Below are 24,087 nucleotides of genomic sequence, written 5' to 3' on the forward strand. Positions count from 1 at the left end.
CGCGCCGGAACCCCTCCCAAGCCGGACGCGGGCGACACGTCGTGATCCGTAACTTCCCCTCCAGACAAGCCCGATGACCGGGCGTGGCACTGGCAGGGAGAGGACGACATGGGGCGCGACGTCCATGTACGCGAGGACCGGCCCGTCGGAGGCCGACGGGCCGGAGGAGTCCGTGGCCTCCTCGGCGCGCTGATCGCCGCCGCCGTGGTGGTCCCCCTCTCCGCCGCGGCCCGCCCGGAGATCCCGGCGCCCGCCCCGGCCGTCCTCGCCGCGCCCACCGCGGCCGGTCTCCCCGGCACGTACGCGGCGAACCGCGCCAACGCCGCCGAGGCCGCACGGGAGGCGGACGCCGCCGGAGCCGGGCACCGGGCCGCCGCCGACCGGGCGCTGGCCGCCGGCTCCCGTCAGCTCCTCGCCTTCGACGGCCGGGGCTCCGGCCGTGCCACGGAAGTCATCGGCGACCTGGCGCACGCCGATCACGTCGCCGTCCTGGTGCCCGGCTCGGACACGTCCCTCGACACCTACGGCCGTTTCCACCACGCCGCCACCGCCCTGTACGGCGAACTCCCGCGGGACCGGCGGACCGCGGTGGTCGCCTGGCTCGGCTACGACACCCCGGGCACCGTCAGCACGACGGTCACCACAACGGCGCGCGCCGACCTGGCCGCACCGCGACTGCGGGAGTTCCTCGGCGAGTTGCGAGGCGCCCTGCGGCCGGGCACGCAGGTCACCGCCGTGTGCCACTCCTACGGCTCGGTCGTCTGCGGCCGCGCCGCCGACGGCCTGGACGTGGACGACCTCGCGCTCGTCGGCAGCCCCGGCACGGGCGCTCCCACGGCGGCCGCGCTGCACACCCGGGCCCGCGTGTGGGCGGCCCGTGGCGCGCGCGACTGGGTCGCGAACGTGCCGCACACCAGCGTCGACGTGCTCGGCGCCACCGTCGGCTTCGGCACCGACCCGCTCTCCCCGTCCTTCGGCGCCCGTGTCTTCGACGCCGCAGGCGCGGACCACAGCGGCTACTTCACCCCGGGCTCGACAGCCCTCGCCAACCTGGCCCGGATCACCCTGGGCGACACCTCGGAGGTCACCCATGCGTGAGCACATACGACGGGCCGCCGACCGCGTGGACGCGGCCACCCCCGCCTCCCGGGACCGTGCCGTCGACGCCCTGCGCGCCCTCGCGATCCTCGGCGTGGTCCTCGGCCACTGGCTGGTCACGGCCCTGGTCCCGGACGGCGGCGGCACCCTGTACACGGCGAGCCCGCTCCAGCACATGCCCTGGCTGGCACCGATCTCCTGGGCCTTCCAGACCCTCGCCGTCTTCTTCCTGGTCGGCGGCCAGGTGGCGACCCGGGGCTATGCCTCGGCCCGCGCGCGCGGAACGTCGTACGGCGCGTGGCTGCGCGCCCGTCTGGCCCGGCTGTTCCGTCCGGTGGCCGCGCTGCTGACGCTCTGGACGGTGATCGCGGGGGGCCTGCTCCTGTCGGGCACGCCGTACGACACGGTGCACACGCTGACCAAGCTGGCGTTGTCCCCGCTGTGGTTCCTGCTGGTCTTCGCCGCCCTGACGGCGGCGACCCCGCTGGTGTCCCGGCTCAGTCCGCTGTGGCCGCTGGCCGTCGTGCTGCACGTGGACCTGTTCCGGTTCGGCCTGGGCGGCGCCCCCTCCTGGCTCGGCTGGGTCAACCTGGCGGCGGGCTGGCTGGTGCCGTACACCCTGGGCGCGGCCTGGGCCCGGGGCGAACTGGAGGGGCGGCGCGCGGGCTGGGTGCTGTTCGCCGGTGGCGCGGCGGCCACCGCCGGGCTGATCCTCTGGGCGGGCTATCCGGCGTCGATGGTCGGCGTCCCCGGCGCCGCCGTCTCGAACCTGAACCCGCCGACGCTGGCCGCCGTGACCTTCGGGCTCGCCCAGTGCGGGCTGGCCCTGCTGCTGCGCGACCGGCTGCGCCGGACGATGGCCCGGCCGGTGGTGTGGGCGGCGGTGGCGCTGGTCAACCTGTCCGCGATGACGATCTTCCTGTGGCACCAGACGGCGATGATGGCGACGACGGCCACCGCACTCGCGGCGGGCCCGCTGCCCGGTCTGCACACCGTTCCCGACGGTCTGCCCTGGGTGGCCGCCCGGCTGGCCTGGCTCCCGCTGTTCGCCGTCGGGCTCGCCGTATGCTGGGCAGCCTTCCGTGTCCACGAGCAGGGCCCCCGACGCACCGCGAACCGCAGGCCCTCGCGGGTGATCCGCCGCCAGGACCGTAATCACGTGGTACTGGCCGGGTCCCGGCGTAGTACCTGAGACGGACCCCCGAGAACCCCCCTCCGTGGTGACGCCTCCCGCACCACACCCGCCTACCTTTTTCCATGTGACGGAAGCGACCGAGATGACCGACCCGCAGCCGCGACCGCGCGGCGCAGCCAGAAGCACGGCGCACACCGAACGGCGAGGCACCCTGCGGACCACCACCGCCGACCGGCCCCCGGAGTTCCGGCTGGCCGCGGACGCGCTGGAGGGGCTGCGGCAGGACCTGTTCCACGACGTCTCCGCCTACCGTCCGCTGCCCCGCACGGAGCCGCACGGCCGCCTCGCCCGCCGGTTCCCCCGGGTGCGTGAGCTCGCGCCCTGGAAGCGGCACATCCTGGTCGTCGCCCTCGCGGGGCTGACGATGCTGATCGGCTTCGCGGGCGTGACCCCGGGCGAGGGCGGTCCGGCGTTCCCGCTGAGCGGGCTGCTGGCGGCGGGGCCGGTGCTGCTGACCCTGGTGCGTCCGGTGGCCGCGTTCTGGTTCTCGCTCGCCGCGACCACGGTCACCTCGGTGATCGACGGGGCGTACGGCATGGACTGGCCCTGGGGCATGGGCAGCTTCGTGTCCCACCTTCTCGTGCTGACGATCGTCGCCCTGCGCACCCGTCCGCGCACCGCCGGCTGGATGTGGGTGATGACCGCCCTCTACGGCTTCGTCTACGCGAGCGTCACGGGCCGGTACGGCTACGACAGTGACGTCACCCAGATGATGATCATCTCCGCGCTGATCCTGCTGGCCGTCACCGTCCGGCACGTCCGCACGGAGGCGCGCGAGGAGGTGACCGCCGCCCACCAGGAGGTCACCGCCCAGCTGACGGTGACCGAGCACGAGCGCTCCCGCCGCACCCTGCTGGAGGAGCGCACCACCATCGCCCGCGAGCTGCACGACGTGGTCGCCCACCACATGTCGGTGGTCGCCATCCAGGCGGAGGCCGCCCCCTACCGGGTGGAGAACCCGCCGCCGGAGCTGGAGAAGGCGTTCGTCACGATCCGGGAGAACGCGGTGGCGGCCCTGGCCGAGCTGCGCCGGATCCTCGGTGTGGTCCGCGCCGAGGACTACGAGGCGCCGGAGGCCCCGCAGCCGACCCTCGCCGACCTGGACGAGCTCATCGCCAACGTGCGGGAGACGGGTCTGGACGTGACGAAGACGGTGACCGGCGCGGTGCGCGAGCTGCCGCAGGGCATCGAGCTGTCGGCGTACCGGATCGTGCAGGAGGCGCTCAGCAACACCCTGCGGCACGCGCCTGGCGCGGTCGCGAGCGTCGAGATCGGATACGTCCTCGGCGGCCTGGGCCTGCGCATAGTCAACGGCCCGCCGCCCGCCCCGGACCTGATCAAACCCTCGCCCGGCGCGGGCCACGGCATCACGGGCATGCGCGAGCGCGTGTCGATGCTGGACGGCGAGATGACGGCGGCCGCCACGGCCGACGGAGGATACGAGGTGTCGGTGTTCCTGCCGGTGCGGGCAGCCGACGACCGCAGAGACGAAAACGAAGGTGCGGCATGACGATCCGCGTACTGATCGCGGACGATCAGATGATGGTGCGTGAGGGCTTCTCGGTCCTGCTGAACGCGATGCCGGACATCGAGGTCGTGGGCGAGGCCGTCAACGGCCGCGAGGCGGTCCAGCGGGTACGGGAGCTCGCCCCGGACGTCGTGCTGATGGACATCCGCATGCCCGAGCTGAACGGCCTGGAGGCGACCCGGGAGATCGTCGCGGCGGACGGCACGTCGAAGGTGCTGGTGCTGACCACGTTCGACCTGGACGAGTACGTGTACCAGGCGCTGCGCGCGGGGGCCTCCGGGTTCCTGCTGAAGGACGCGTCGGCGAGGCAGTTGGCCGACGCGGTGCGCGTGGTGGCGGCGGGCGAGGCACTTCTCGCCCCCTCGATCACCAAGCGGCTGATCACGGAGTTCTCCCGCCTGTCCGACACACCACGGCTGATGCCGTCCGCGCAGGCGGCGTACGGCGAGCTCACGGAGCGGGAGACGGAGGTCCTGGTCCTCATCGCGCAGGGCCTGTCCAACATGGAGATCGCCGAGCGGCTGGTGGTGGCGGAGTCCACGATCAAGACGCATGTGAGCCGGATCCTGGTGAAGCTGGGCCTGCGGGACCGTACCCAGGCGGCGGTGTTCGCCTACGAGGCGAGACTGGTCACGCCGGGCTGAGACCCCCCTGGTCAGCAGGGGGCCTGGCGGGTAGCGTCCGCCCATGGCAGCAGCAGCGACCGACCTCGCCTTCGATCCCTGGGACCCGGAGTTCCTCGCCGACCCGTACCCGGCCTACGCCGAACTGCGGGAGCGCGGCCGGGTGATCCACTACGAGGCGACGAACCAGTGGCTGATCCCGCACCACGCGGACGTCTCGGCGCTGCTGCGCGACCGCCGCCTCGGCCGCACCTACCAGCACCGCTTCAGCCACGAGGACTTCGGCCGCACCCCGCCCCCGGCGGAGCACGAGCCGTTCCACGTCCTCAACGACCACGGCATGCTCGACCTCGAACCGCCGGACCACACCCGCATCCGGCGCCTGGTCTCGAAGGCGTTCACCCCGCGCACGGTGGAGCGGCTGGTGCCGTACGTCCGCGAACTCGCCGGGGAGCTGGTCTCGGGGCTGGTGAAGGCGGGCGGCGGCGACCTGCTGACGGATGTCGCGGAGCCGCTGCCGGTCGCGGTGATCGCCGAGATGCTGGGCGTCCCGGAGGCGGACCGCGCGCCGCTGCGCCCCTGGTCGGCGGACATCTGCGGGATGTACGAGCTGAACCCGTCCGAGGAGACGGCGGCGCGGGCGGTGCGCGCCTCGGTGGAGTTCTCCGACTACCTCCGCGACCTGATCGCGGCCCGCCGCAGGGCTCCCGGCGACGACCTCATCTCGGGCCTGATCGCCGCCCACGACGAGGGCGACCGGCTCACCGAACAGGAAATGATCTCCACAGCGGTCCTCCTGCTGAACGCGGGCCACGAGGCCACGGTGAACGCCACCGTCAACGGCTGGTGGTCCCTGTTCCGCAACCCCGCCCAACTGGCCGCCCTCCGCGCGGACCACTCCCTCGTCCCGACGGCGGTGGAGGAGCTGATGCGCTACGACACCCCCCTCCAGCTCTTCGAGCGCTGGGTCCTCGACGACATCGACATCGCCGGTACGACGATCCCGCGAGGCGCGGAGATCGCCATGCTCTTCGGCTCCGCCAACCACGACCCGGCGGTGTTCACCGACCCCGACCGCCTCGACCTCACCCGCGAGGACAACCCCCACATCTCCTTCAGCGCGGGCATCCACTACTGCATCGGCGCCCCCCTGGCCCGCATCGAACTGGCGGCCTCGATGACCGCCCTGCTGGAACAGGCCCCCACCCTGAAACTCACGACAGAACCGCACCGAAAACCAAACTTCGTGATCCGGGGCCTGGAGGGTCTGAGCGTCGTCGTGGGGTGATCACCCGTTCGGATGATCACTGGATGATGCCGGCCCTTCGGTGTCGGCGGGTGGCCAAGCTGGTGCTCGCCTGCGGAGGGAGGCACCATGACGGTTATGGCAGAGCGCGCGTCGCAGACGTTCCAGATGTCGGTGGAGGAGTTCGAGCGGATCGCCCGGTTCGCGGCCAGGGAGACCGACGACGCCGTCAGGTTCGAGTTCATCAACGGACGGATCGGGGTCAAGAAGGTGGCCGACGGGGACCACGACACCATTGTCGTGTGGCTGACCAAGCGCTGCATGCAGGCCAGGCCCGACCTGGACATCTACCAGGGCCGAGGGCTGCGCGTCGAGAAGTACCGTGACGGCAGGGCCCGCCCGGATGCCGTGCTCGTACCCGAAGAACACTTCGCCGGGCACGGGGAGTGGGCCGACCCGAGCGGCGTGCTCCTGGTGGCCGAGGTCACGTCGTACGACTCCGACACCGACCGGAGGGACCGGCACGAGAAGCCCGTCGCGTACGGGGCGGCGGGCATCCCGTTCTACCTGCTGGTCGATCGGGACGCCTGCACGGTGACGTTGTACAGCGAGCCGGACCCGGGCATCGGGTACGGCGCGAGCCGGACGGTGCCCTTCGGGGCCGGGCTTCTGCTCCCCGCGCCTCTCGACATCGACCTCGACACGGAGAAGCTGAAGCAGTACGTCGACTGATCACCCACCCCCCAAGTCCCGTCGCCGCACCCCCGCCAGGCCTCCGGCCACCGCCACCCCCGCCAGCGCCGTGAGAGCGGTCACCGGGGCCCACCGCATCGTTCCGCCCGGCAGATCGGGCAGGTGGGTGAAGGGGGACAGGTCCAGGATCGGTTGAGGGGCGTTCAGGGCCGGGCCCACCCAGCCGATCAGCAGGACGGTCACGGCGTTGCCCCAGGCGGCGGGGGCGAGCCGGGGGGCCACGCCGTGGAGCAGGACCGCCGATCCGCCGACCGTCCACACCGCGGGGAGTTGCACCAGGCAGGCGCCCAGGACCGGGAGGACATCCTCGCCGTATCCGGCGGCCAGGCCCAGGCCCGCCAGGAGCAGGAGGAGGGCCGAGCCGCCGAAGGCGATCACGAGGTGGCTCGCGGTCCAGCGCAGCCGGCTCACCGCGCACGCCAGCACCGGTTCGGCGCGGCCCGAGGTCTCCTCGCCGTGCAGCCGCAGTACCGACGAGACGATGTACAGCGTCGCGACCAGCCCGAGCAGCCCCGTCATCGAGGCCAGGAACGCGTCCGTCAGGCTGCCCGGGCCGCCCATCCGCTCGACGATCTCCCGCGCCCGCTCGTTGTCGCCGACCAGGTCCGCCGCGCCGTCCGCGAGCCCGCCGAAGACGACACCGGTGAGGAAGAAGCCCGCCGACCAGCCGAGCACGCTCCCGCGTTGCAGCCGCCAGGCCAGCGCGCCCGCCGTACCGAGGCGGCCCTCGGCTGGTCCCGGCCGGGTGGGGAAGAAGCTCATGCCCACGTCCCGGCGGCCCGCCAGCACATGGGCCACCGCGCCCTGCGCGACGACGGCCGCCGCGAACAGCAGCAGCACCCACCACCGTTCGTCCGCGAACGACCGCTGCTCCTCCAGCCAGCCCAGCGGTGACAGCCAGGTCAGTAGGGAGGAGCCGTCGTCCGTCGCCGAGTCGCCCGCCGCGCGCAGCACGAACGCCGCTCCGAGTACCGCCGCCGTCAGGCCCCGGGCGAGACGCGCGCTCTCCGTCAGCTGCACGGCGATCGCCGCCGTCGTGGCGAAGACCATGCCGACGCCCGCCAGTCCGAGCCCGAAGGACACCGCCCCGGCGATCCCCTGTCCGGCCAGCCCCGCCGTGACCAGCACCGCCAGCACGCCGTTCGCCACGGCCGCCGTCAGCAGCGCGGCCGTGAGGGACGCCCGGCGGCCCACCATTCCGGAGGCCACCAGCTCGTGCCGGCCGCTCTCCTCCTCGTCCCGGGTGTGCCGTACGACGACCAGCACGCTGGTCACGGCGGCGAGCGCACCGGCGTACACGCCCACCCGCCAGACCGTCAGGGCGCCCAGCGAGGTGTCGAAGGCCGGGCCGATCAGGGCGCGGAGGGATGCGTTGGCGGTCAACTGGCCGACCAGATCGACGCGTTCGGCCTCCGTGCCGTACATGGACCTCAGCGTGCCCGGCATGGTGAGGATCATCAGCGCGTTCACCGCCACCCAGGCCGGGATCAGCGCCCGGTCCCGGCGCAGCGCGAAGCGCAGCAGGATGCCGGTGGAGGCCATGGGCGAGGTCATGAGCGTGCCTGGTAGTGCCGGAGGAAGAGTTCCTCGAGGGTCGGCGGCGACGAGGTCAGCGACCGCACTCCCGACTCACTCAACTGCCTCAGTACGGCGGTGAGTTCGGCGGTGTCGACCTGTAGCCGCACCCGGTTGCCGCGCACGTCGAGGCCGTGGACGCCGGGCAAGTGCGCCAACCCGTTGACGGGACCGGCCAGTTCGGCGGTCACGCTGGTCCGGGTCAGATGACGCAGTTCGGCGAGCGAGCCGGTCTCGACGGTACGGCCCCTGCGGATGATGCTCACCCGGTCGCACAGCACCTCCACCTCGCCGAGGATGTGCGAGGACAGCAGCACGGTCCGCCCCCGGTCGCGCTCCTCCTCGACGCAGCGCCGGAAGACCTCCTCCATCAGCGGATCGAGGCCCGACGTCGGCTCGTCGAGGATCAGCAGGTCGACGTCGGAGGCGAAGGCGGCGACCAGGGCGACCTTCTGCCGGTTCCCCTTGGAGTAGGTGCGGCCCTTCCTGGTCGGGTCCAGCTCGAAACGCTCGGTCAGCTCCGCCCGGCGGGCCCTGTCGAGTCCGCCGCGCAGACGGCCGTAGAGGTCGATGACCTCGCCACCGGTGAGGTTGCGCCACAGGGTGACGTCACCGGGGACGTAGGCGATGTGCCGGTGCGCCTCGACCGCGTCGGCCCACGGGTCGCGGCCCAGTATCCGGGCGGTGCCCGAGTCGGCGCGCAGCAGGCCGAGCAGGACGCGGATCGCGGTGGACTTGCCGGCGCCGTTGGGGCCCAGGAAGCCGTGCACCTCGCCGGCCTCCACCTCCAGGTCCAGGCCGTCGAGCGCGTGCGTCCGGCCGAAGGACTTGTGGAGCCCCGAGACGCTGATGGCCGCCGTCGTTGCCTTCGTCATGTTTCGGAACGTACGCTACTTTCAGAAATTTGTGAAGTTAAGGAAGCGTGAAAACCATCGATAGGATGGGCTCATGACGAAAGACGCCGAGGCCGTGTCGAAGTTCGTCGAGTCCTTCGCCGCGCAGCTGGTCGAGGCCGGGATGCAGCGGATGCCCGCCCGGATCTTCGCCGCGCTCCTCTCCTCCGACGAGGGCGCGCTGACCTCCGCCGAACTGGGCGAGCGGCTCCAGGTCAGCCCGGCCGCGGTCTCGGGCGCGGTGCGCTACCTCGCCCAGCAGCACATGGTCTCCCGCGAACGCGAGCCCGGCTCACGCCGCGAGCGCTACCGCGTCGACAGCAACCAGTGGTACGAGGCCCTGACCAGCCGCGAGGCCGTCATCAAACGCTGGGAGCGGGCCCTGCGCGACGGCGTCACCAGCCTCGGCCCCACCACCCCGGCCGGCCGCCGCCTGTCGGAGACCCTCGCGTTCTTCGAGTTCGTGGACGAGGAGATCGCGGCGATGATGGAACGCTGGCGCGTCCACCGCGAGAAGACCTTCGGCACCTGAGGCCGCGTGAGGGTGCGTATGGCCCTACGGCGAAGCCGACCCCGGCACCGTGAGCCCCCAAGCCCCCTCCACCACCCGCCAGGTGCGTCTGCGCACCGGGCCGGTGACCGCTGCGTCCGCGCGGTAGCGGAAGTCCGTGCCCGTCACGGTGACCGTGTGCCCCGAGGCCAGTAGCGGGGACGCCTCCGCGCCGACCGACACGGGCCGTACCTCGACCTCGGCCAGGCCGGAGCGGCCCGGGGTCACGGAGACCCCGGCGACCGGTTGGTCCAGGTCGACCACCGTCTCCCCGTCGACCTCCACCCGCAGCCGCGCGGGCGGCCCGGGAGCGGGCACCGGCAGGGCGGGCCGGGCGGCCAGGGTGCGCACCAGCGACCGGTACGTCGTACGCAGCCACGGACGCCCGGGAGCCCCCTCCGGGCCGCCCGCGCCACCCGCCCCGTCCAGCTCGGACTCCCGCACCGCGAGCGGCGGAATCCGCAGGCCGCCCAGCACCACCCCGTCGCTGTCGTCCACGAGCAGGTCCAGCCGCCGTTCGACGCCGTCCAGCACCGCCCGCGCGGCTGCCACCGCCCCCGTCGGCACCCCGAGGCTCCGCGCCAGCGCGAGCCCGCCGCCCACCGGCACCATCGACAGCACGCATCCGGCCAGCTCCCGCTGCCGGTGCAGCAGGGCCACCGCGCGGACCAGGGCCCGGTCGTCGCCGACCACCACCGGCCGCCGGGACCCGCGCCGCGCCAGCGCGCGGGCGAACTCGTCGGGCCCCTCCGGCAGGCACACTTTCGTCGCCGCACCCGCGCTGAGCACGTCTTTCACGATCCTGACGGACTCGCCGTCCGTCCGCCGTGCGACCGGGTCGATGACCACCAGCAGCTGATCGGACGTCGCGAAAGTCGCCACCTCGGTCCTGCCTCGCTTCCTCGGGTAGCATCTTTGTGCAAGAGCCCCTTGCGCTATTGCGCCAGGGGCTTCGTCTATTCCGGGGCATCCGGTCCGACGGTTGTGCGACCAACGGCGGTCGCTGCGGTGTGCGGCGCTGTACCTTACGCCCACGCCCCTGACCTTGGACATGCCCCGCCCGGAAGGGGTGTACGCGCGTGCCCGCACTTGTGCTGCTCGGTGCTCAGTGGGGTGACGAGGGCAAGGGGAAGGCCACCGACCTGCTCGGCGGCTCGGTGGATTATGTAGTGCGCTATCAGGGCGGCAACAACGCCGGCCACACGGTCGTCGTGGGCGACCAGAAGTACGCACTCCACCTCCTTCCTTCCGGCATCCTCTCGCCCAGCTGTACGCCGGTCATCGGAAACGGTGTTGTCGTCGACCCCTCGGTCCTGCTCTCCGAGCTGAGCGGTCTGAACGAGCGCGGCGTCGACACGTCGAAGCTGCTGATCAGCGGCAACGCGCACATCATCACGCCTTACAACGTCACTGTCGACAAGGTGACGGAACGCTTCCTCGGAAAGCGGAAGATCGGCACCACCGGCCGCGGCATCGGCCCGACCTACGCGGACAAGATCAACCGCGTCGGCATCCGGGTCCAGGACCTGTACGACGAGTCGATCCTGACGCAGAAGGTCGAGGCGGCGCTCGACGCCAAGAACCAGATCCTCACCAAGCTGTTCAACCGGCGTGCGATCGACGCGCAGCAGGTGGTCGAGGAACTGCTGGGCTACGCCGACAAGCTAGCCCCGTACGTCGCCGACACGGTCCTGGTCCTCAACCAGGCCCTGGAGGACGACAAGGTCGTCCTGTTCGAGGGCGGTCAGGGCACCCTCCTGGACATCGACCACGGCACCTATCCGTTCGTCACGTCCAGCAACCCCACCGCGGGCGGCGCCTGCACCGGTGCCGGTGTCGGCCCGACGAAGATCAGCCGGGTCATCGGCATCCTCAAGGCCTACACCACCCGCGTCGGCGCGGGCCCGTTCCCGACCGAGCTGTTCGACGAGGACGGCGAGGCGCTGCGCCGGATCGGCGGCGAGCGCGGTGTCACCACCGGGCGGGACCGCCGCTGCGGCTGGTTCGACGCGGTCATCGCCCGCTACGCCACCCGCGTGAACGGCCTGACCGACTTCTTCCTCACCAAGCTGGACGTGCTGACCGGCTGGGAGCAGATCCCGGTGTGTGTGGCCTACGAGATCGACGGCAAGCGCGTCGAGGAACTCCCGTACTCGCAGACCGACTTCCACCACGCGAAGCCCGTCTACGAGACCCTGCCCGGCTGGTCCGAGGACATCACCAAGGCGAAGTCCTTCTCCGACCTGCCGAAGAACGCCCAGAACTACGTCAAGGCGCTGGAGGAGATGTCCGGCGCCCCGATCTCCGCGATCGGCGTGGGTCCGGGCCGGGACGAGACGATCGAGATCAACTCGTTCCTGTAGGTGTGCCGGGCCCCCGTCACGGAGAATCGGAGCATGAGCGCTCTGTGCCGGGGGCCGTACGGCGGTGACGACGACCGGGACGGCCCGCACGGCCGAGGTGACCGGCACGACCGGGTCGACCGGTACGACCGGCCCGGCGGCACGGACTGCCGCGACCCGGCCGTCTTCGAGGTCGCCCGGCACCGGAAACCACCGCTGCGGGTGTGCCCGGTCCACCTGGGCCCTTCGCTGCTGATGGCGTCCGGCGTCCTCTGGCCCCCGGCCGTCACCCTCATCGCCCGCACACCCGGCCTGCGGCCGTAGCGGCCTTTAGCGGCTCACCCTCACCCGGACGGACCAACCAGCACGCTCGGGGTGCTGTTGTGCCCCATGTCTGGTTTGTGACTGTCTGTCAGGAGTTACGTATTCCTCGCCGTCCGGGCCGGACGGCGGCAGCCTCGTGCGGTGGAGGAATACGGCGATGAGAAGACGGATCTGTGCCGTGGTGGCCGGACTCCTGCTGGCGGGGATGGCGTCGGTCCCGGCGCACGCGGCGACGGACGTGGACTGCAATGAGCAGGCCCTGCGGGACGCGATCACGGGGTCGAACGGGTCGATGACCGGCGACACGCTGAACCTGACGCCGTACTGCGTGTACACGCTGACCAACGACAATGGCCAACTCCCCGAGGTCACCGCGCCACTGGTGATCCACGGCAGGCACGCCACGATCCGGCGTGAGCCGGGCGCCGCCAACTTCTACCGGGTCTTCCGGGTCGGTGCCGTCCCGCTGGCCTTGGACACGCTGAGCGTCATGAACGGCTCGGCCGTCGACAACGGAGGAGCCGTCTACCTCAGCGCCTCCGGCGCTTCCCTCACCGCCACCGACGTGGACTTCCTCGGGAACGCGGGCGACTTCGGCGGCGCGATCGCCACCGAGGACGGCGCGACGGTCTCCCTCACCCGGGGCACGGTCGGCGACAACCGCGCAGTCACCAACGGCGGCGGCCTCTACGCCGTCGGGACGACCGCGGTCACCCTGGACTCGGTCAAGGTGACGGGCAACCGCGCCAACGTCTACGCCGCGGGCCTCTACATCAGCACCAACGCACCGGCGATCATCAACAACAGCACGATCAGCCGGAACACGGCCAGGTTCGCCGCCGGCGGCATCTACTACACCGGCATCGTCTCGCTGGCCGTCACCGGCAGCACCATCGCGAACAACAAGGTCACCGACAGCCTCGAGAGCGGGGCCGGAATCCTGTACAACGCGAGTGCGGGCACCGGGACGATCACGGACTCCACGATCAGCGGCAACACCGTCACCGGCTTCACCACGGACGACACCGCCTCGAACGGAGGCGGCGGCATCACGATGGAGACCGGCCCGCTCACCCTGGACAACACCAGGGTCACCGGCAACCAGGTGATCGGTGCCTCCGCGCACGGCGGGGGTATCGCGGTGAACGCCATCTTCGGTACGCCCCCGCCCACCCTGACGCTCCAGAACAACACCAGGGTCACCGGCAACCTCGCCTCCGGCCGCTACTCCCAGGGCGGCGGGCTGTACGCCAACGCGCTCGCCGCCCCCGTGTCCGTCTCGGTGAGCGGTTCCCACATCGACGGCAACAAGGTCACCGGCACCGGTTCCGTCTCCGGCGGTGTGTACAACATCGGCGGCACGTTCTCGTTCGGCAGTGCTTCCAGCGTGAACAACAACATCGCCCCGAACGCCCCGGCCCCCGGCGGTGTGTACACCGACACGGCGATCACGACCGTGGACGGTGCGACCACGTTCACCGGCAACACGCCGACCAACTGCCTGCTGAGCCCGGTGGCGGTCACCAACTGCGTCAACTGACGACTAGGAGCAGGACGATGAAGAAGCGGAGTTTTGCCGTCACGGTGGCGGTGCTGCTGCTCGCGGGGGCCGTGTCGGCGCCGGCCGGGGCCCAGGCGCGTGCGCTGACGTTCGTTGGGTGTTCGGAGATGGCGCTGCGGAACGCGGTCACGGCGTCGAACGGGATGATGGGCGGCGACAGCCTGTCGCTGATGCCGTACTGCGTGTACACGCTCACAACCCCGCTGCCGACGCTCACCGAACCCCTCGGCATCGACGGTCATCACGCCACGATCCGCCGTGACCCGACCGTCGGCGCCTTCGGCATCTTCGACGTGGGCCCGGTCGGTCTGGGGATGCTGGACCTGACCGTCATGAACGGCAGCAACAGTGACGGCGGCGGCGCGGTGGCCCTCACCGTCCCCGGCGGCTCCCTCACCACCACCGACGTGGACTTCCTGGGCAACACGGGCGGCAGCGGCGGCGCGATCCTCGCCGGGGAAGGCACGATGCTCCACCTCACCGGCGGCACGGTCGGCGACAACCGTGGCGTCGTCGGCGCGGGCGGCATCGCGGCCAGCGGGGAGAGCACCACTGTCACCCTCCAATCCGTGACCGTGTCGGGCAACCGCAGCGCCGGCTACGGCGGCGGAATCTCCCTCGGAATCGGCGGCCAGACGACGCTTGTGAACACCACCATCCGCGCCAACACGGCGCAACAGGCCGCAGGCGGGATCTACTTCACCGGGGCCGGGCCCATGGTCGCCAGCAACGTGAGAATCACCGACAACCGGGTGAGCAACAGCGCGGAGGGCGGCGGCGGAATCCTCCTCAACACGGAGGGCACCGCGCCCACCGCCCAGTTCACCGACTCCACCATCAGCGGCAACACCGTCACCGGGTTCGGCACGGCCGACGATCTCAACAGCCGGGGCGGCGGCGTGTTCGTGGAGAACGGTGTGGTCGTCCTGGACGGCACCACGGTCGCCGGCAACCAGGTCATCGGCGCGGGCGGTGCCGGCGGGGGAGTCGCCGTACGGCCGACCGCCGGTCAGAACGCGCTCGCCCTGTCAGACAACAGCACGGTCACGGGGAACCTGGTCTCCGGCCGGTACGGCAAAGGCGGCGGCATCTTCGTCGACAAGGGCGCCTTCACGTCGTTCCTTTCCGTGGACACCTCCCACATCGACGGCAACAAGGTGACCGGCACCGGCTCGGTCTCCGGAGGCGTCTACAACATCGGCGGCACGTTCGCCTTCAACGCGGCCAGCGTGAACAACAACATCGCCCCGAACGCCCCCGCCCCCGGCGGCGTCTACACCGACACGGCGATCACGAACGTCACGACGACCACCTTCACCGGCAACACCCCCACCAACTGCCTGTACAGCCCGGTGACGGTCACCAACTGCATGAACTGAAGCGGAAGAGGAACAACACGATGAGCAAGCGGGGTTACGCCGTCGTGGCGACGGCTGGGATACTGCTGGCAGGGGTGGCGTCCGTCCCGGCGCATGCTGCGGACGTGGGCTGTTCGGAGATGGAGCTGCGGGACGCGATCACGGCGTCCAACGGCATGATGGGCGGCGACACCCTGGAGCTGACGTCGTACTGCGTGTACACGCTGACGGACGCCCACGGTTCGCTGCCGACGGTCATCGAGCCGCTGGTGATCCAGGGGCACAACGCCACCATCCGCCGCGACCCGGCGGCGGCCACCCAGTTCCGGATCTTCCAGGTCGGCGAGACCTCGCTGAAAATGGACACCCTCACCGTCATGAACGGCGATGCCGGCGGCGGATTCGGCGGCGGGGTGGAGCTGTCCACTCCCGGTGCGTCCCTGGACGCCACCGACGTGAACTTCCAGGGAAACGCGGGCGAATACGGCGGTGGGATCGAAGCGGGGCCGGGCACGACGCTCTCGCTCACCCGCGGCACGATCAGCGACAACCACGGCAACAGCGGAGGCGGCGGCATCGACAACACGGACGCGGACGCGGTCACCCTGGACTCGGTCACCGTGACCCGCAACCGCACCGGCACAGGCACCGGCATCGGCATCGGCGATGTCGGCGGCGGCATGTACCTCGACACCGTCACGTCCGCGGACATCACCAACAGTACGTTCAGCAACAACACCGCCGAGACCGGCGGCGGGGGTCTCTTCATCAGCGACACCACCTCGCTGTCCGCCGCCGGTGTCAAGGTCACCGACAACCGGGTCACCAACAGCACCGCCGGCGGCGGCGGGCTTCTGGTCGATCTGGATTCGACGTCGAACGTCCTCACGTTCACGGACTCTACGATCAGCGGCAACACCCTCACCGACAGCACCGGTGGCGTGGCGGAAGGAGACGGCGGTGGCATCCTCCTGGCAGGCGGCGCCATCACCCTGGACGGCAGCACGGTCCGCGGCAACAAAGTCGTCGCGGAAGGCGCGAGCGGCGGCGGGATCGGCGTACAGGGCGGCGACGGCGGCAGTCTGCTGACCCTCCGGAACGGCACCACGATCACCGGCAACCTGGCCTCGGGCCGCAACGCTCAGGGCGGCGGACTCCACGTCGACAACAGCCTCGGTGCCTCGACCGTGGACGTGAACTCCTCCCACATCGACGCCAACAAGGTCACCGGCACCGGTTCCGTCTCCGGGGGTGTGTACAACCACGGCGGCACACTCTCGTTCAGCAACGCCTCCAGCGTGAACAGCAACATCGCCCCCAACGCCCCCGCTCCCGGAGGGGTGTACACGACGGTGGCCATCCCGACTGTGGACGGTGCGACCACGTTCACCGGCAACACGCCGACCAACTGCCTGCTGAGCCCGGCGGCGGTCACCAACTGCACGAACTGAGCGGCGCTTCGAGCGCTCGCACGTGACGGAGACGACGACTCGCGACGCCACGCGGGAAACCCTGCGCCCACGGGGACCCGTCGCCGCATCCTGTACCCGACGAAGATCAATTCTGAGGGGGACACGATGTGGTCAGTGGCGTCGTCGAGCGAACTGCCCGCGAGAGAGCGCTTCGACTGGTTCGCCGACATGGTGTCGCGTGAGGTGGTGCCCACCGCGATCAGCAGCGAGCGCCCGGCCGAGTTCCAGGCCGAGGCCGCCGTGCTGGACCTGGGAGGGCTCCGTATGTCGAGGCTCGCCTACACACCCCTGCGCTCGTGGCGCACACCCGCGTTGATCGGGCGCGGTGACCCGGAGCAGTACCAGTTGGCCCTGGTGACCAAGAGCGCCATGCGGATGATCCAGAACGGCAACGACTGCGCTGTCCCCACGGGCGACCTCGTGCTGTGGGACACCTCCCGGCCCTCCGACGCCCAGTCGCCCTCCCGGGCGGGCGTGAGTGAGCTGCTGGTGCTGCAACTTCCCCGGACGAGCGTCCCGCTGCGCCCCCGCCACTTCGACCGTCTGCTCGCCCGCCGCATACCCGGCCGTCACTCCATGGCCGCGGTGCTGACCTCCTTCATGAAGTCCCTCCTGGACAACGGCGAACGCTGCACACCGGCTCAGCTGAACCACCTCGGCACCGTGGCCGCCGAGCTCGCGGCGGCCTGTCTCGCTCAGCAGCTCGACGCCGAGGAACAGCTCCCCGCCGAGGTCCGCGCGCAGGCCCTGCTGCGTCAGATCCACGCCTTCATCGAACACAACCTCAGCGACCCCGGACTGACCCCCGCCGTCATAGCGGCCCACCACAACATGTCGGTCCGCGGCCTCCACCAGCTCTTCCACGGCACGGACGACAGTGTCCACGCCCGGATCCGCCGGCGTCGCCTGGAGCGGTGCCGCTCCGACCTCGCCCGCCCCGACCTCCGCGCCCACCCGGTGCAGGCCATCGCCGCCCGCTGGGGCTTCAGCGGGCCGGCCGTCTTCAGCCGCTCCTTCCGCGAGGCGTACGGAATGAGCCCCACCGAGTTCCGTGCGCGGACGGTCAAGGAACCCTGCGCCGAGCGCACACCGCGGTGACGGCGCCTTTCCTAGGCTCGCCGGTGACCGATCAACCGCAGTACCGGGGGAGGACACCATCCTTACGAAGCGTCTTGCCGTCCATCTGACGGCGGGCCTGAGCCTGGCCGCCGCCGCGGTGCTGACCAGCACCGGAACGGCCGCCGCCGGTACCAACGGCCAGCAGGTGACCGTCTCGACCCGCTGGTCCGACCAGATCCGGATCTGCGGCCGCAACCAGGCCGACGAGGAGTCCTGCACCGGCTGGATCGCCTCCCCCGACGACTGGACCCCGCTGGCCGGCTGGTGGTGGAAGGGCGAGCTGGTGATCCAGGGTCTCCAGAACGAGAACGGGGAGTACCGCATCGGCTACTGCGACGTCCCGGCCTCCCAGCCCGGTGACTGGACCAAGTGCAACCTCTACGGCACGCTCTGACGCGCTTTCTGCCAGGGGAAACAGAAGGAGAACGAACATGAGTCTGAAGTCGAAGATCCGCAAGACCGCCGTCGTGGCCGCCGCCGTACCCGCGCTGGCGCTCGCCACGACGGGCAGCGCGCACGCCGACGGGCACGGCATCACCTGGGTACAGAGGGCCACCGACCACTGCCTCATGTGGCACCAGAGCAGCAGCGGCTACTCGCTCAGCGGCGACAACTTCTGCTGGAACGACGGCTCGGTGCAGGGCATCAAGTGGGACGACGTCACGAGCGGCCTGGAGAACCAGACCGGCGAGTACTGGGCGGAGAAGGTGACGAACACCGGCGTCTGCCTCACCGCCTACTGGGCGCCCTCCGGCTCCAACAAGGGCCCGGCGTACCTGGAGCCGTGCAGCGGCCCCGTCAACTACTACGAGCAGTGGAAGGAAGTCTCGGTCGGAAACGGCTTCCAGCTGGTGAACCGCATGACGGGCTGGTGCCTGGACGCCAACGGCTCCGGTGAGGTGTACACCATGCCCTGCCAGTCGGGCAACAAGTACCAGATCTGGTACTGACGGACGGCTCCCGTCACTCCGCCGCGTGGGCCAGGAACTCGGTCCACGTGGTGGAGGAGACGGTGAGGAGGGGGCCTTCGGGGTTCTTCGAGTCGCGGACGTGAACGACTGCGTCGAGGCAGGGCGCCACCTCGACGCACCGGCCCTCGCTGCTGCCGCTGTACGACGACTTGTGCCAGGAGTAGGCGGTTTCGAGGCACTGGCCGCCGCTGCTGCCGCTGTAGCTCGACTTGAACCACCGCAGGGTGCTGCTCATGGTTGTTCTTCTCCCGCCAACTTCCGGATGAGGCTCAGCGATTCGTCCGGGCTCAGAGCCTGTGCCCGGATCTTCCCATACCGGTGAGTGAGGCGAACCACCTTTCCGGGGTCGCTGATGAGGATGCTCTCGTCCTCGATCTCCAGGTACGCCAAGCGCTGGTGGCTCTTTGTCGTCACCAGCACCATGTTGCCCTCGGCGCCCGCGTGGTCTCCCCGCAGTCCCCGGTCCATCGACAGCACCTGGATGGTGACGTTGTCCCGCTGTGCGTCCGCTGCCAGTGAGAGCAACTGGGCTCGCATGATCTCCGGGCTGCCGATGGGCCGTAGCAGTGCCGACTCGTCCAGGATCAGCTCGATCACGGCTCCACCGTCGAGGAGCGCCCTCCGCGCGATACGCGCCTTGACCAGTTCCTCGACCTTCTCGTCGGACAGTTTGGGGAACCCGCCGCCGATCAGCGCCCGTGCGTACTCCGGCGTCTGAAACAGGCCGTCGATCACATACGTCTGGTACGAGGCCAGGGAGACCGCCTCCGCCTCCTCCATGGCGAAGTCCTTGAACTGCGGCGGGTACTTCTCCTTGAGCATGAGTTTGCGGCCGTCGTCGAAGCCCCCGCCCCCGAACTCGCGCTCCAGCGCCACCAGCATCTCGGGGCTCGCGGGCTGTGCGCAGGTCTCGGCCGCGCTGATCGCGGCGCCGCTGTAGCCGATCCGTTTGCCCATCTGGGGCTGTGTGAGTTTGAGCTTCTCGCGCGTGGTCTTGATGAGGGCGGCGACGAGTCGTGCCGTGGGACTCGCCGTTTCCTTGTTCTCGTTCCGCGCCATTGCGGTCACCCCCGAACTCAACCGAACTCAACCGGTCACTACCGTGTCCGGCCATTCCATACCGTCGCCGACCATCGACGGAGAGTCATGGAAAAGGTACCCGCCGCCACTGACACTGGTCCCATGAATACCCAAAGTCACGTTGGAATCGGATGGGTTCCACCCGACGGAATTCAACTCCGCAGGGCCGGAGTCCAATTCGACGCCGTGCGGATCGACGGCGAGCTCGGCCGGGAGGTCGCGGACCGGCTGGCCCGGATGACCGGGGGTGATCCGGGGCCGGTCGTGGAGTCGGACAGCGGGCGGCGCTGCGTGTACTTCCTCGTCGCGCCGGGCAGCACCGCACGCCACTCCTGGCCGCGCACGGTGACCCGGCTGGTCAGCGGGCCGTTCCAGGTCAGCTTCATCCCGGTGCCCGCGATGCGCGGCCTGACCTGGCCGCTGGGCTGGCGCTACCCGCCCAGCGCCGCCGACCGCCGGGTGCACACCCTGCTGCTGCGCAACGCCCTCAGTGAGGCGGGCGCCTTCGAGGGCGGCGCCTTCGAGGACGGCGTGGGAGACGGAGTCGAGCTCAGCTGAAGACGATCATCGAGCCCTGCGCCAGGCTCCGGGTCGCCGCCGCGTGCAGCCCGAGCCAGACGTGCCGCTCACGGGCGAAGGGGCTCGGGTCGTACGGCGCGGGCACCGCCGGCTCCTCCAACTCCGTCGGCGTGCGCGGCGGCTCCGGTGCCATGGGCGGGTTGGCCGGGTCGATGCCGATCGACGGCGCCACGTACTCCAGCTCCCGCAGCAGGGCCTGCGAGGAGCCCAGCGGGCCGCCGCCCGCGAGGAGTTCGTCGCTCGACAGGGGCTGCGGGAAGTCGACGGGGACGTAGGCGCCCGCGTGGTCGTAGTGCCAGACGAGATGCGACTGCTGGGCCGTCGTCTCGAACATCTCCAGCAGTTGCTCGTAGTCGCCGCCGAGGTCGTCCACCGGGGTCACCGGCAGACCGCACAGCTGCAACAGGTACACCCGGCGCAGGAAGTGCAGCGCGTCGTAGTCGAACCCGGCCACCGGGGCGACCTCGCCCGAAAGGCCTGGCATGTACTGATACACCGGCACCGGCGGCAGCCCGGCTTCGGCGAGCACCTTGTTGTACTGCGCGAGTTCCTCGGCGAACGGATTGTCGGGGGTGTGGCACAACACATCCACGAGCGGCACCAGCCACAGGTCACAGGCCAAGGAGGGCTCCTCACAGCAAGGCTCAGGGAACGGAAGAGTAGTCGGTGCGGTGCAGGTCCCATACCCATACTCCGCCCGTCCACCTGCCCGCCCGCCCGGTCAGTTTCTCCAGAGTCTCGCGCAACGCCCCGTCGTGGGTCTGTGGGGGCACCACCAGAACGCCCGCGTGCCAGTAGGAGAAGTCCCGCCGGGCCCGCTCCCGCCAGGTCTTGTCGATCATGGGCACCACGCCGTCGCCCGCCACCTGCCGCAGCATGTTGGAGGTGTAGCGGGGCGAGGCGCCGTAGATGCCGATACGGTCTTCGCCGTACGGGCCGTTGAAGTAGCCGCCGGGCAGTTTGAAGCCCAGGTGTGCCGCCGTCTGCCAGTGCAGCGCCTCCGCGACGCCCGGGTCGGGCAGCGGCACCGGGACCAGGGTCTCGCCGTCACCGACGTACTGCTTCCACATCCCGGCCGTGATGAACTCCGGCACCGGCGCCCGGTCCACGGCCTTCAGCGGCGCCGGGACGATCGGCAGCAGGGCGAGCGCGATGCCCACGAAGCCCAGGTACTGCGTGCCCGGCGACCGGGTCAGCGACAGCCGGTCCGCGCCGAGCGCCAGCAGCATGCCCAGCACCGGCGCGCAGATCATCGCCACCCGGCCCTCGATGACCGACTCGAACAGCGGCCGGTGCGCGAGCGCCGCCCACGGGCCGGGGAAGACGATGTCCGTGAGCGGAATGCGGATCCTCGGGCCGAGCGACAGCAGCGCGGCGGCCGCCCCGGTGAACGCCAGCGCCCTGGCCAACGGCCGCTCCCACAGCCGTACCGCGATCGCGAGGGCGACCAGCAGCAGCGGCCAGCCGTAGAACGCGTTCTGCTCGGTGGGGTTGGCGGAGAGCGCGTTCGCCGTCTGCTCGTCGCCCGCGAGCAGGGAGCGCTCCGCGAACGCCAGCAGGGAGAGGGGGCTGTTGCCCGCGTCGCTGTGCAGCACGCTTCGGTAGCTCTGCGGGCCCGCGAACTGCCAGTACAGCGGGTAGGCGACCAGCGGCAGGCAGACCGCCGCGCCGATCAGCAGCCCCTTGCCCAGCGGCCGCCAGGCGCTCCTCGCCACGTCGGGCCGTACGACGGCGTAGGCGGCCGCGAACAGCGTCATGCCGACGGCGGCGATGAGCAGCGGCTCCTCGCCGAGGAAGACCTGATAGGCGGCCATGAGACCGAGCACAACCCCGTCCCGCACCGGGCGGGTGCCCGCGCAGAGCCGGAGCGTCCGCTCGATGATCAACGGGACCATGAAGAGGATCACGAAGTTGGGGTGCGCGTTGGCGTGGCTGACCATCGGGGGCGCGAACGCGGCCAGCGCGGCGCCGGTGAACGCGGCCGGCCGCCAGGCCGTCACCCGGCGCACGATCAGCCGGTACCAGGCGGCCGCGGTCGCCGCCAGCCCCAGCGTCATGCACAGGCTCAGCGCGACCGCCGGGCCCGCGAGCAGGGTGACGGGTGTGAACGGCCCGGACAGGCCGAGCATGACCGTGTTGGCCATCAGGTTCACGCCGTCGGGGAAGCCCTGGAGGTCGCTGAAGAGCGGGTTGTGCAGATGGGCGATGTTGTCCGCGGTCACCGCGAAGAACCACTCCCACTGGTTCTGGTCCTGGAGGGAGTCGGGGAGATAGCGGTGGGACGGGTCGAAGAAGCGCCCCGAGTACAGGGCGACCGACATCAGCAGGAAGAGCGCGACCGCGAGGAGGTCGGCGGGCCGGATCCGGACGGCGCGTATCGCGCGGGCCCGGATCCGGACCAGGTCCCCGAGCACCCGGGCGTAGTCGAGCGGCCCCACCTTGGAGCCCGGCTGATGACTCCAGTGGACCGGGACCTCCGTGACCGTCCAGCCGGAACGGCGGAAGTGCAGCAGCACCTCCACGTCTATGCCCCAGCCGTCCAGCCGGGACGCGCCGAACGCCTCCCGCGCCTTGTCGCCGTCGAACAGCTTGAAACCGCACTGGGTGTCCCGTACACCCGGTACCGCCGTCGCCTGTATGAGGAGGTTCCCGGCCCGGCCGAGCAGCTCACGGACCCGGTGCTGGTGCCGCCCGATCGCCGCCCCCGGCACCGAACGCGAGCCGATCGCCGCCGCGTGCCCCTCGCTGAACGCCTTGTCGAGCCGCTCCAGCTCCTCGATCGGCGCCGCGAGATCCGCGTCGGTCACCAGCACCCGCCGCCCCCGGGAGGCCGCCACGCCGAGCCGCAGCGCGCTGCCCTTGCCCCGGTTGCGGTCGCCGGTGACGAGCCGGACACGCGGGTGCGTGAGGGCGGGGACGTCGCGGGTGCCGTCGGTCGACCCGTCGTCGGAGACGATGATCTCCCAGTCGCCCTCCCGGCTGCCCTCGTTCGCGTCGAGGTAGCCGGTGATCGCGTCGATGGTGGCCCCGAGCCGCTCCTCCTCGTTGAAGGCGGGGACGACCACGGAGAGGTCCACGGTGGTGCCGTCGCTCATCCGGCGGCCAGCGTCTCGATGAGCTCCAGGGAGTGCGCGTTGTAGGCGGCCACGACGTCCCGGGCCGCGCCGAAGTCCTGCCGCGCGAGCGCCTCGACCAGCTCGCGGTGCCCCGCCCACAGCCGCCCGCGCAGGTCGGTCAGGTCGGTCACCCGACGCAGGTGCTGCACCGCGCACACCCAGGACCGGACGCGCAGCCGGTGCAGGAAGTCCGCGAGGTAGGGATTGCCGAACAGATCGCTCAGCTCGCGCCAGAACCGCAGGTCATAGCCGATCAGCACGCTCACGTCCCCGGCGGCCGCCGCGCGCTGCGCCTCGTCGCCCCGCCTGCGGACGGCGGCGAGCGCGGCCGCCGTACGCGGGTCGTCCGGATCCCGGAAGGCCGGGTGCTGCCCGCCGAGGAGCGCGTGGAACATTCCGTCGGTGATCAGACTCCGTGCCTGGACCATGCCCCGGTAGTCGTCGAGGGAGTACTCGGGAACCTTGAAGCCCCGGTGCTGGTCGGCCGCCAGGATCCCCTGCGCGGACAGATCGACCAGCGCCTCCCGGACCGGCGTCGCGGACACCCCGTACTGCTCCGCGATCTCCTTCACCGTGAACTCCCGCCCCGGCTGGAGCCGGCCCGCGAGCACCTCGTCGCGCAGTGCGTCCACGATCTGCTGGCGCAGCGTACTGCGCGTCACAGCGCCGTTCCCGGGCATGGTCGCGGCCTCTCCTCACACGTT

24 protein-coding genes are annotated in these 24,087 nt (G+C 71.0%); 16 read left to right on the top strand and 8 right to left on the bottom strand.

All coding sequences use genetic code 11. The annotated features are described in order from the left end of the window. Positions 1-108: 108 nt before the first annotated feature. From ACIPK3_RS11175 to ACIPK3_RS11200, 6 genes are all read left to right on the top strand, one after another. Positions 109-1,098, top strand: coding sequence for an alpha/beta hydrolase (locus tag ACIPK3_RS11175; RefSeq protein WP_402568337.1), 990 nt, complete (start codon positions 109-111; stop codon positions 1,096-1,098). After that, positions 1,091-2,290 (top strand): acyltransferase, encoded by a 1,200-nt coding sequence (locus tag ACIPK3_RS11180; protein WP_402568339.1) that lies wholly within the window; start codon positions 1,091-1,093, stop codon positions 2,288-2,290. The genes ACIPK3_RS11175 and ACIPK3_RS11180 overlap by 8 nt, the downstream gene beginning before the upstream one ends. A gap of 85 nt (positions 2,291-2,375) precedes the next feature. Beyond that, on the top strand, positions 2,376-3,803 hold the full coding sequence (locus tag ACIPK3_RS11185) for a sensor histidine kinase (RefSeq protein WP_402568669.1): 1,428 nt from the start codon (positions 2,376-2,378) through the stop codon (positions 3,801-3,803). Further along, positions 3,800-4,465, top strand: a complete 666-nt coding sequence (locus ACIPK3_RS11190; protein WP_402568341.1) for a response regulator — start codon at positions 3,800-3,802, stop codon at positions 4,463-4,465. Before ACIPK3_RS11185 ends, ACIPK3_RS11190 begins: the two co-directional genes overlap by 4 nt. A gap of 43 nt (positions 4,466-4,508) precedes the next feature. After that, the gene (locus ACIPK3_RS11195) at positions 4,509-5,732 is read left to right on the top strand and encodes a cytochrome P450 (protein ID WP_402568342.1); all 1,224 of its coding nucleotides are present in this window, start codon (positions 4,509-4,511) and stop codon (positions 5,730-5,732) included. Between the two features lie 87 nt (positions 5,733-5,819). Further along, positions 5,820-6,422 carry a Uma2 family endonuclease gene (locus ACIPK3_RS11200; protein ID WP_402568344.1) on the top strand — a complete coding sequence of 201 codons (603 nt, stop codon included), beginning with the start codon at positions 5,820-5,822 and terminating at the stop codon, positions 6,420-6,422. Here the strand turns inward: ACIPK3_RS11200 and ACIPK3_RS11205 are convergent, their stop codons facing one another. Both ACIPK3_RS11205 and ACIPK3_RS11210 read right to left on the bottom strand, forming a co-directional pair. Next, positions 6,423-7,997, bottom strand: a complete 1,575-nt coding sequence (locus ACIPK3_RS11205; RefSeq protein WP_402568345.1) for an ABC transporter permease — start codon at positions 7,995-7,997, stop codon at positions 6,423-6,425. After that, positions 7,994-8,893: an ATP-binding cassette domain-containing protein gene (locus ACIPK3_RS11210; protein WP_402568347.1), complete on the bottom strand. Its 900-nt coding sequence runs from the start codon at positions 8,891-8,893 to the stop codon at positions 7,994-7,996. Before ACIPK3_RS11210 ends, ACIPK3_RS11205 begins: the two co-directional genes overlap by 4 nt. Before the next feature lie 73 nt (positions 8,894-8,966). Between ACIPK3_RS11210 and ACIPK3_RS11215 the strand changes: the two genes are divergently transcribed. After that, the gene (locus ACIPK3_RS11215) at positions 8,967-9,443 is read left to right on the top strand and encodes a GbsR/MarR family transcriptional regulator (protein ID WP_402568348.1); all 477 of its coding nucleotides are present in this window, start codon (positions 8,967-8,969) and stop codon (positions 9,441-9,443) included. Between the two features lie 24 nt (positions 9,444-9,467). Here the strand turns inward: ACIPK3_RS11215 and ACIPK3_RS11220 are convergent, their stop codons facing one another. Continuing rightward, positions 9,468-10,343 (bottom strand): diacylglycerol kinase, encoded by an 876-nt coding sequence (locus ACIPK3_RS11220; protein ID WP_402568349.1) that lies wholly within the window; start codon positions 10,341-10,343, stop codon positions 9,468-9,470. A gap of 197 nt (positions 10,344-10,540) precedes the next feature. On the opposite strand from ACIPK3_RS11220, the gene ACIPK3_RS11225 reads away from it, so the two are divergent. The 8 genes from ACIPK3_RS11225 to ACIPK3_RS11260 all read left to right on the top strand — a co-directional run bounded on the left by ACIPK3_RS11225 (position 10,541) and on the right by ACIPK3_RS11260 (position 18,587). After that, the gene (locus ACIPK3_RS11225) at positions 10,541-11,824 is read left to right on the top strand and encodes an adenylosuccinate synthase (protein ID WP_402568350.1); all 1,284 of its coding nucleotides are present in this window, start codon (positions 10,541-10,543) and stop codon (positions 11,822-11,824) included. Between the two features lie 33 nt (positions 11,825-11,857). Next, positions 11,858-12,127 (top strand): hypothetical protein, encoded by a 270-nt coding sequence (locus ACIPK3_RS11230; RefSeq protein ID WP_402568351.1) that lies wholly within the window; start codon positions 11,858-11,860, stop codon positions 12,125-12,127. A 157-nt stretch (positions 12,128-12,284) separates the two neighbouring features. Then, the gene (locus ACIPK3_RS11235; RefSeq protein WP_402568352.1) at positions 12,285-13,667 is read left to right on the top strand and encodes a hypothetical protein; all 1,383 of its coding nucleotides are present in this window, start codon (positions 12,285-12,287) and stop codon (positions 13,665-13,667) included. A 17-nt stretch (positions 13,668-13,684) separates the two neighbouring features. After that, positions 13,685-15,067, top strand: coding sequence for a hypothetical protein (locus ACIPK3_RS11240; protein ID WP_402568354.1), 1,383 nt, complete (start codon positions 13,685-13,687; stop codon positions 15,065-15,067). A 20-nt stretch (positions 15,068-15,087) separates the two neighbouring features. After that, on the top strand, positions 15,088-16,497 hold the full coding sequence (locus tag ACIPK3_RS11245; RefSeq protein ID WP_402568356.1) for a hypothetical protein: 1,410 nt from the start codon (positions 15,088-15,090) through the stop codon (positions 16,495-16,497). A 126-nt stretch (positions 16,498-16,623) separates the two neighbouring features. Next, positions 16,624-17,616 carry a helix-turn-helix domain-containing protein gene (locus ACIPK3_RS11250; protein WP_402568358.1) on the top strand — a complete coding sequence of 331 codons (993 nt, stop codon included), beginning with the start codon at positions 16,624-16,626 and terminating at the stop codon, positions 17,614-17,616. A gap of 118 nt (positions 17,617-17,734) precedes the next feature. Continuing rightward, complete coding sequence (locus ACIPK3_RS11255; RefSeq protein WP_402568360.1) at positions 17,735-18,031, top strand: hypothetical protein; 297 nt, start codon at positions 17,735-17,737, stop codon at positions 18,029-18,031. A gap of 37 nt (positions 18,032-18,068) precedes the next feature. Further along, on the top strand, positions 18,069-18,587 hold the full coding sequence (locus ACIPK3_RS11260) for an RICIN domain-containing protein (RefSeq protein ID WP_402568361.1): 519 nt from the start codon (positions 18,069-18,071) through the stop codon (positions 18,585-18,587). A 13-nt stretch (positions 18,588-18,600) separates the two neighbouring features. Here ACIPK3_RS11260 and ACIPK3_RS11265 read toward each other — a convergent pair whose 3' ends face one another. Together ACIPK3_RS11265 and ACIPK3_RS11270 are read right to left on the bottom strand one after the other, a co-directional pair. Then, positions 18,601-18,843 carry a DUF397 domain-containing protein gene (locus ACIPK3_RS11265; RefSeq protein ID WP_402568363.1) on the bottom strand — a complete coding sequence of 81 codons (243 nt, stop codon included), beginning with the start codon at positions 18,841-18,843 and terminating at the stop codon, positions 18,601-18,603. Next, a complete protein-coding gene (locus ACIPK3_RS11270) occupies positions 18,840-19,667 on the bottom strand; it encodes a Scr1 family TA system antitoxin-like transcriptional regulator (RefSeq protein WP_402568364.1) in 828 nt (275 codons plus the stop codon). Before ACIPK3_RS11270 ends, ACIPK3_RS11265 begins: the two co-directional genes overlap by 4 nt. Before the next feature lie 207 nt (positions 19,668-19,874). Between ACIPK3_RS11270 and ACIPK3_RS11275 the strand changes: the two genes are divergently transcribed. After that, complete coding sequence (locus ACIPK3_RS11275; RefSeq protein ID WP_402568365.1) at positions 19,875-20,246, top strand: hypothetical protein; 372 nt, start codon at positions 19,875-19,877, stop codon at positions 20,244-20,246. On the opposite strand, the gene ACIPK3_RS11280 is transcribed toward ACIPK3_RS11275, so the two are convergent. Genes ACIPK3_RS11280 through ACIPK3_RS11290 form a run of 3 tightly spaced genes read right to left on the bottom strand, consistent with a single transcriptional unit; the run spans position 20,239 to position 24,063 of the window. Beyond that, complete coding sequence (locus tag ACIPK3_RS11280) at positions 20,239-20,889, bottom strand: hypothetical protein (RefSeq protein WP_402568366.1); 651 nt, start codon at positions 20,887-20,889, stop codon at positions 20,239-20,241. The genes ACIPK3_RS11275 and ACIPK3_RS11280 overlap by 8 nt on opposite strands. 22 nt (positions 20,890-20,911) lie before the next feature. Beyond that, complete coding sequence (locus ACIPK3_RS11285; RefSeq protein ID WP_402568367.1) at positions 20,912-23,362, bottom strand: dolichyl-phosphate beta-glucosyltransferase; 2,451 nt, start codon at positions 23,360-23,362, stop codon at positions 20,912-20,914. Then, on the bottom strand, positions 23,359-24,063 hold the full coding sequence (locus ACIPK3_RS11290; protein WP_402568368.1) for a GntR family transcriptional regulator: 705 nt from the start codon (positions 24,061-24,063) through the stop codon (positions 23,359-23,361). Before ACIPK3_RS11290 ends, ACIPK3_RS11285 begins: the two co-directional genes overlap by 4 nt. Between the last annotated feature and the right edge of the window lie 24 nt (positions 24,064-24,087).

This window comes from Streptomyces sp. NPDC086787, from assembly GCF_044745865.1.
In the GTDB taxonomy this organism is placed as follows: domain Bacteria; phylum Actinomycetota; class Actinomycetes; order Streptomycetales; family Streptomycetaceae; genus Streptomyces.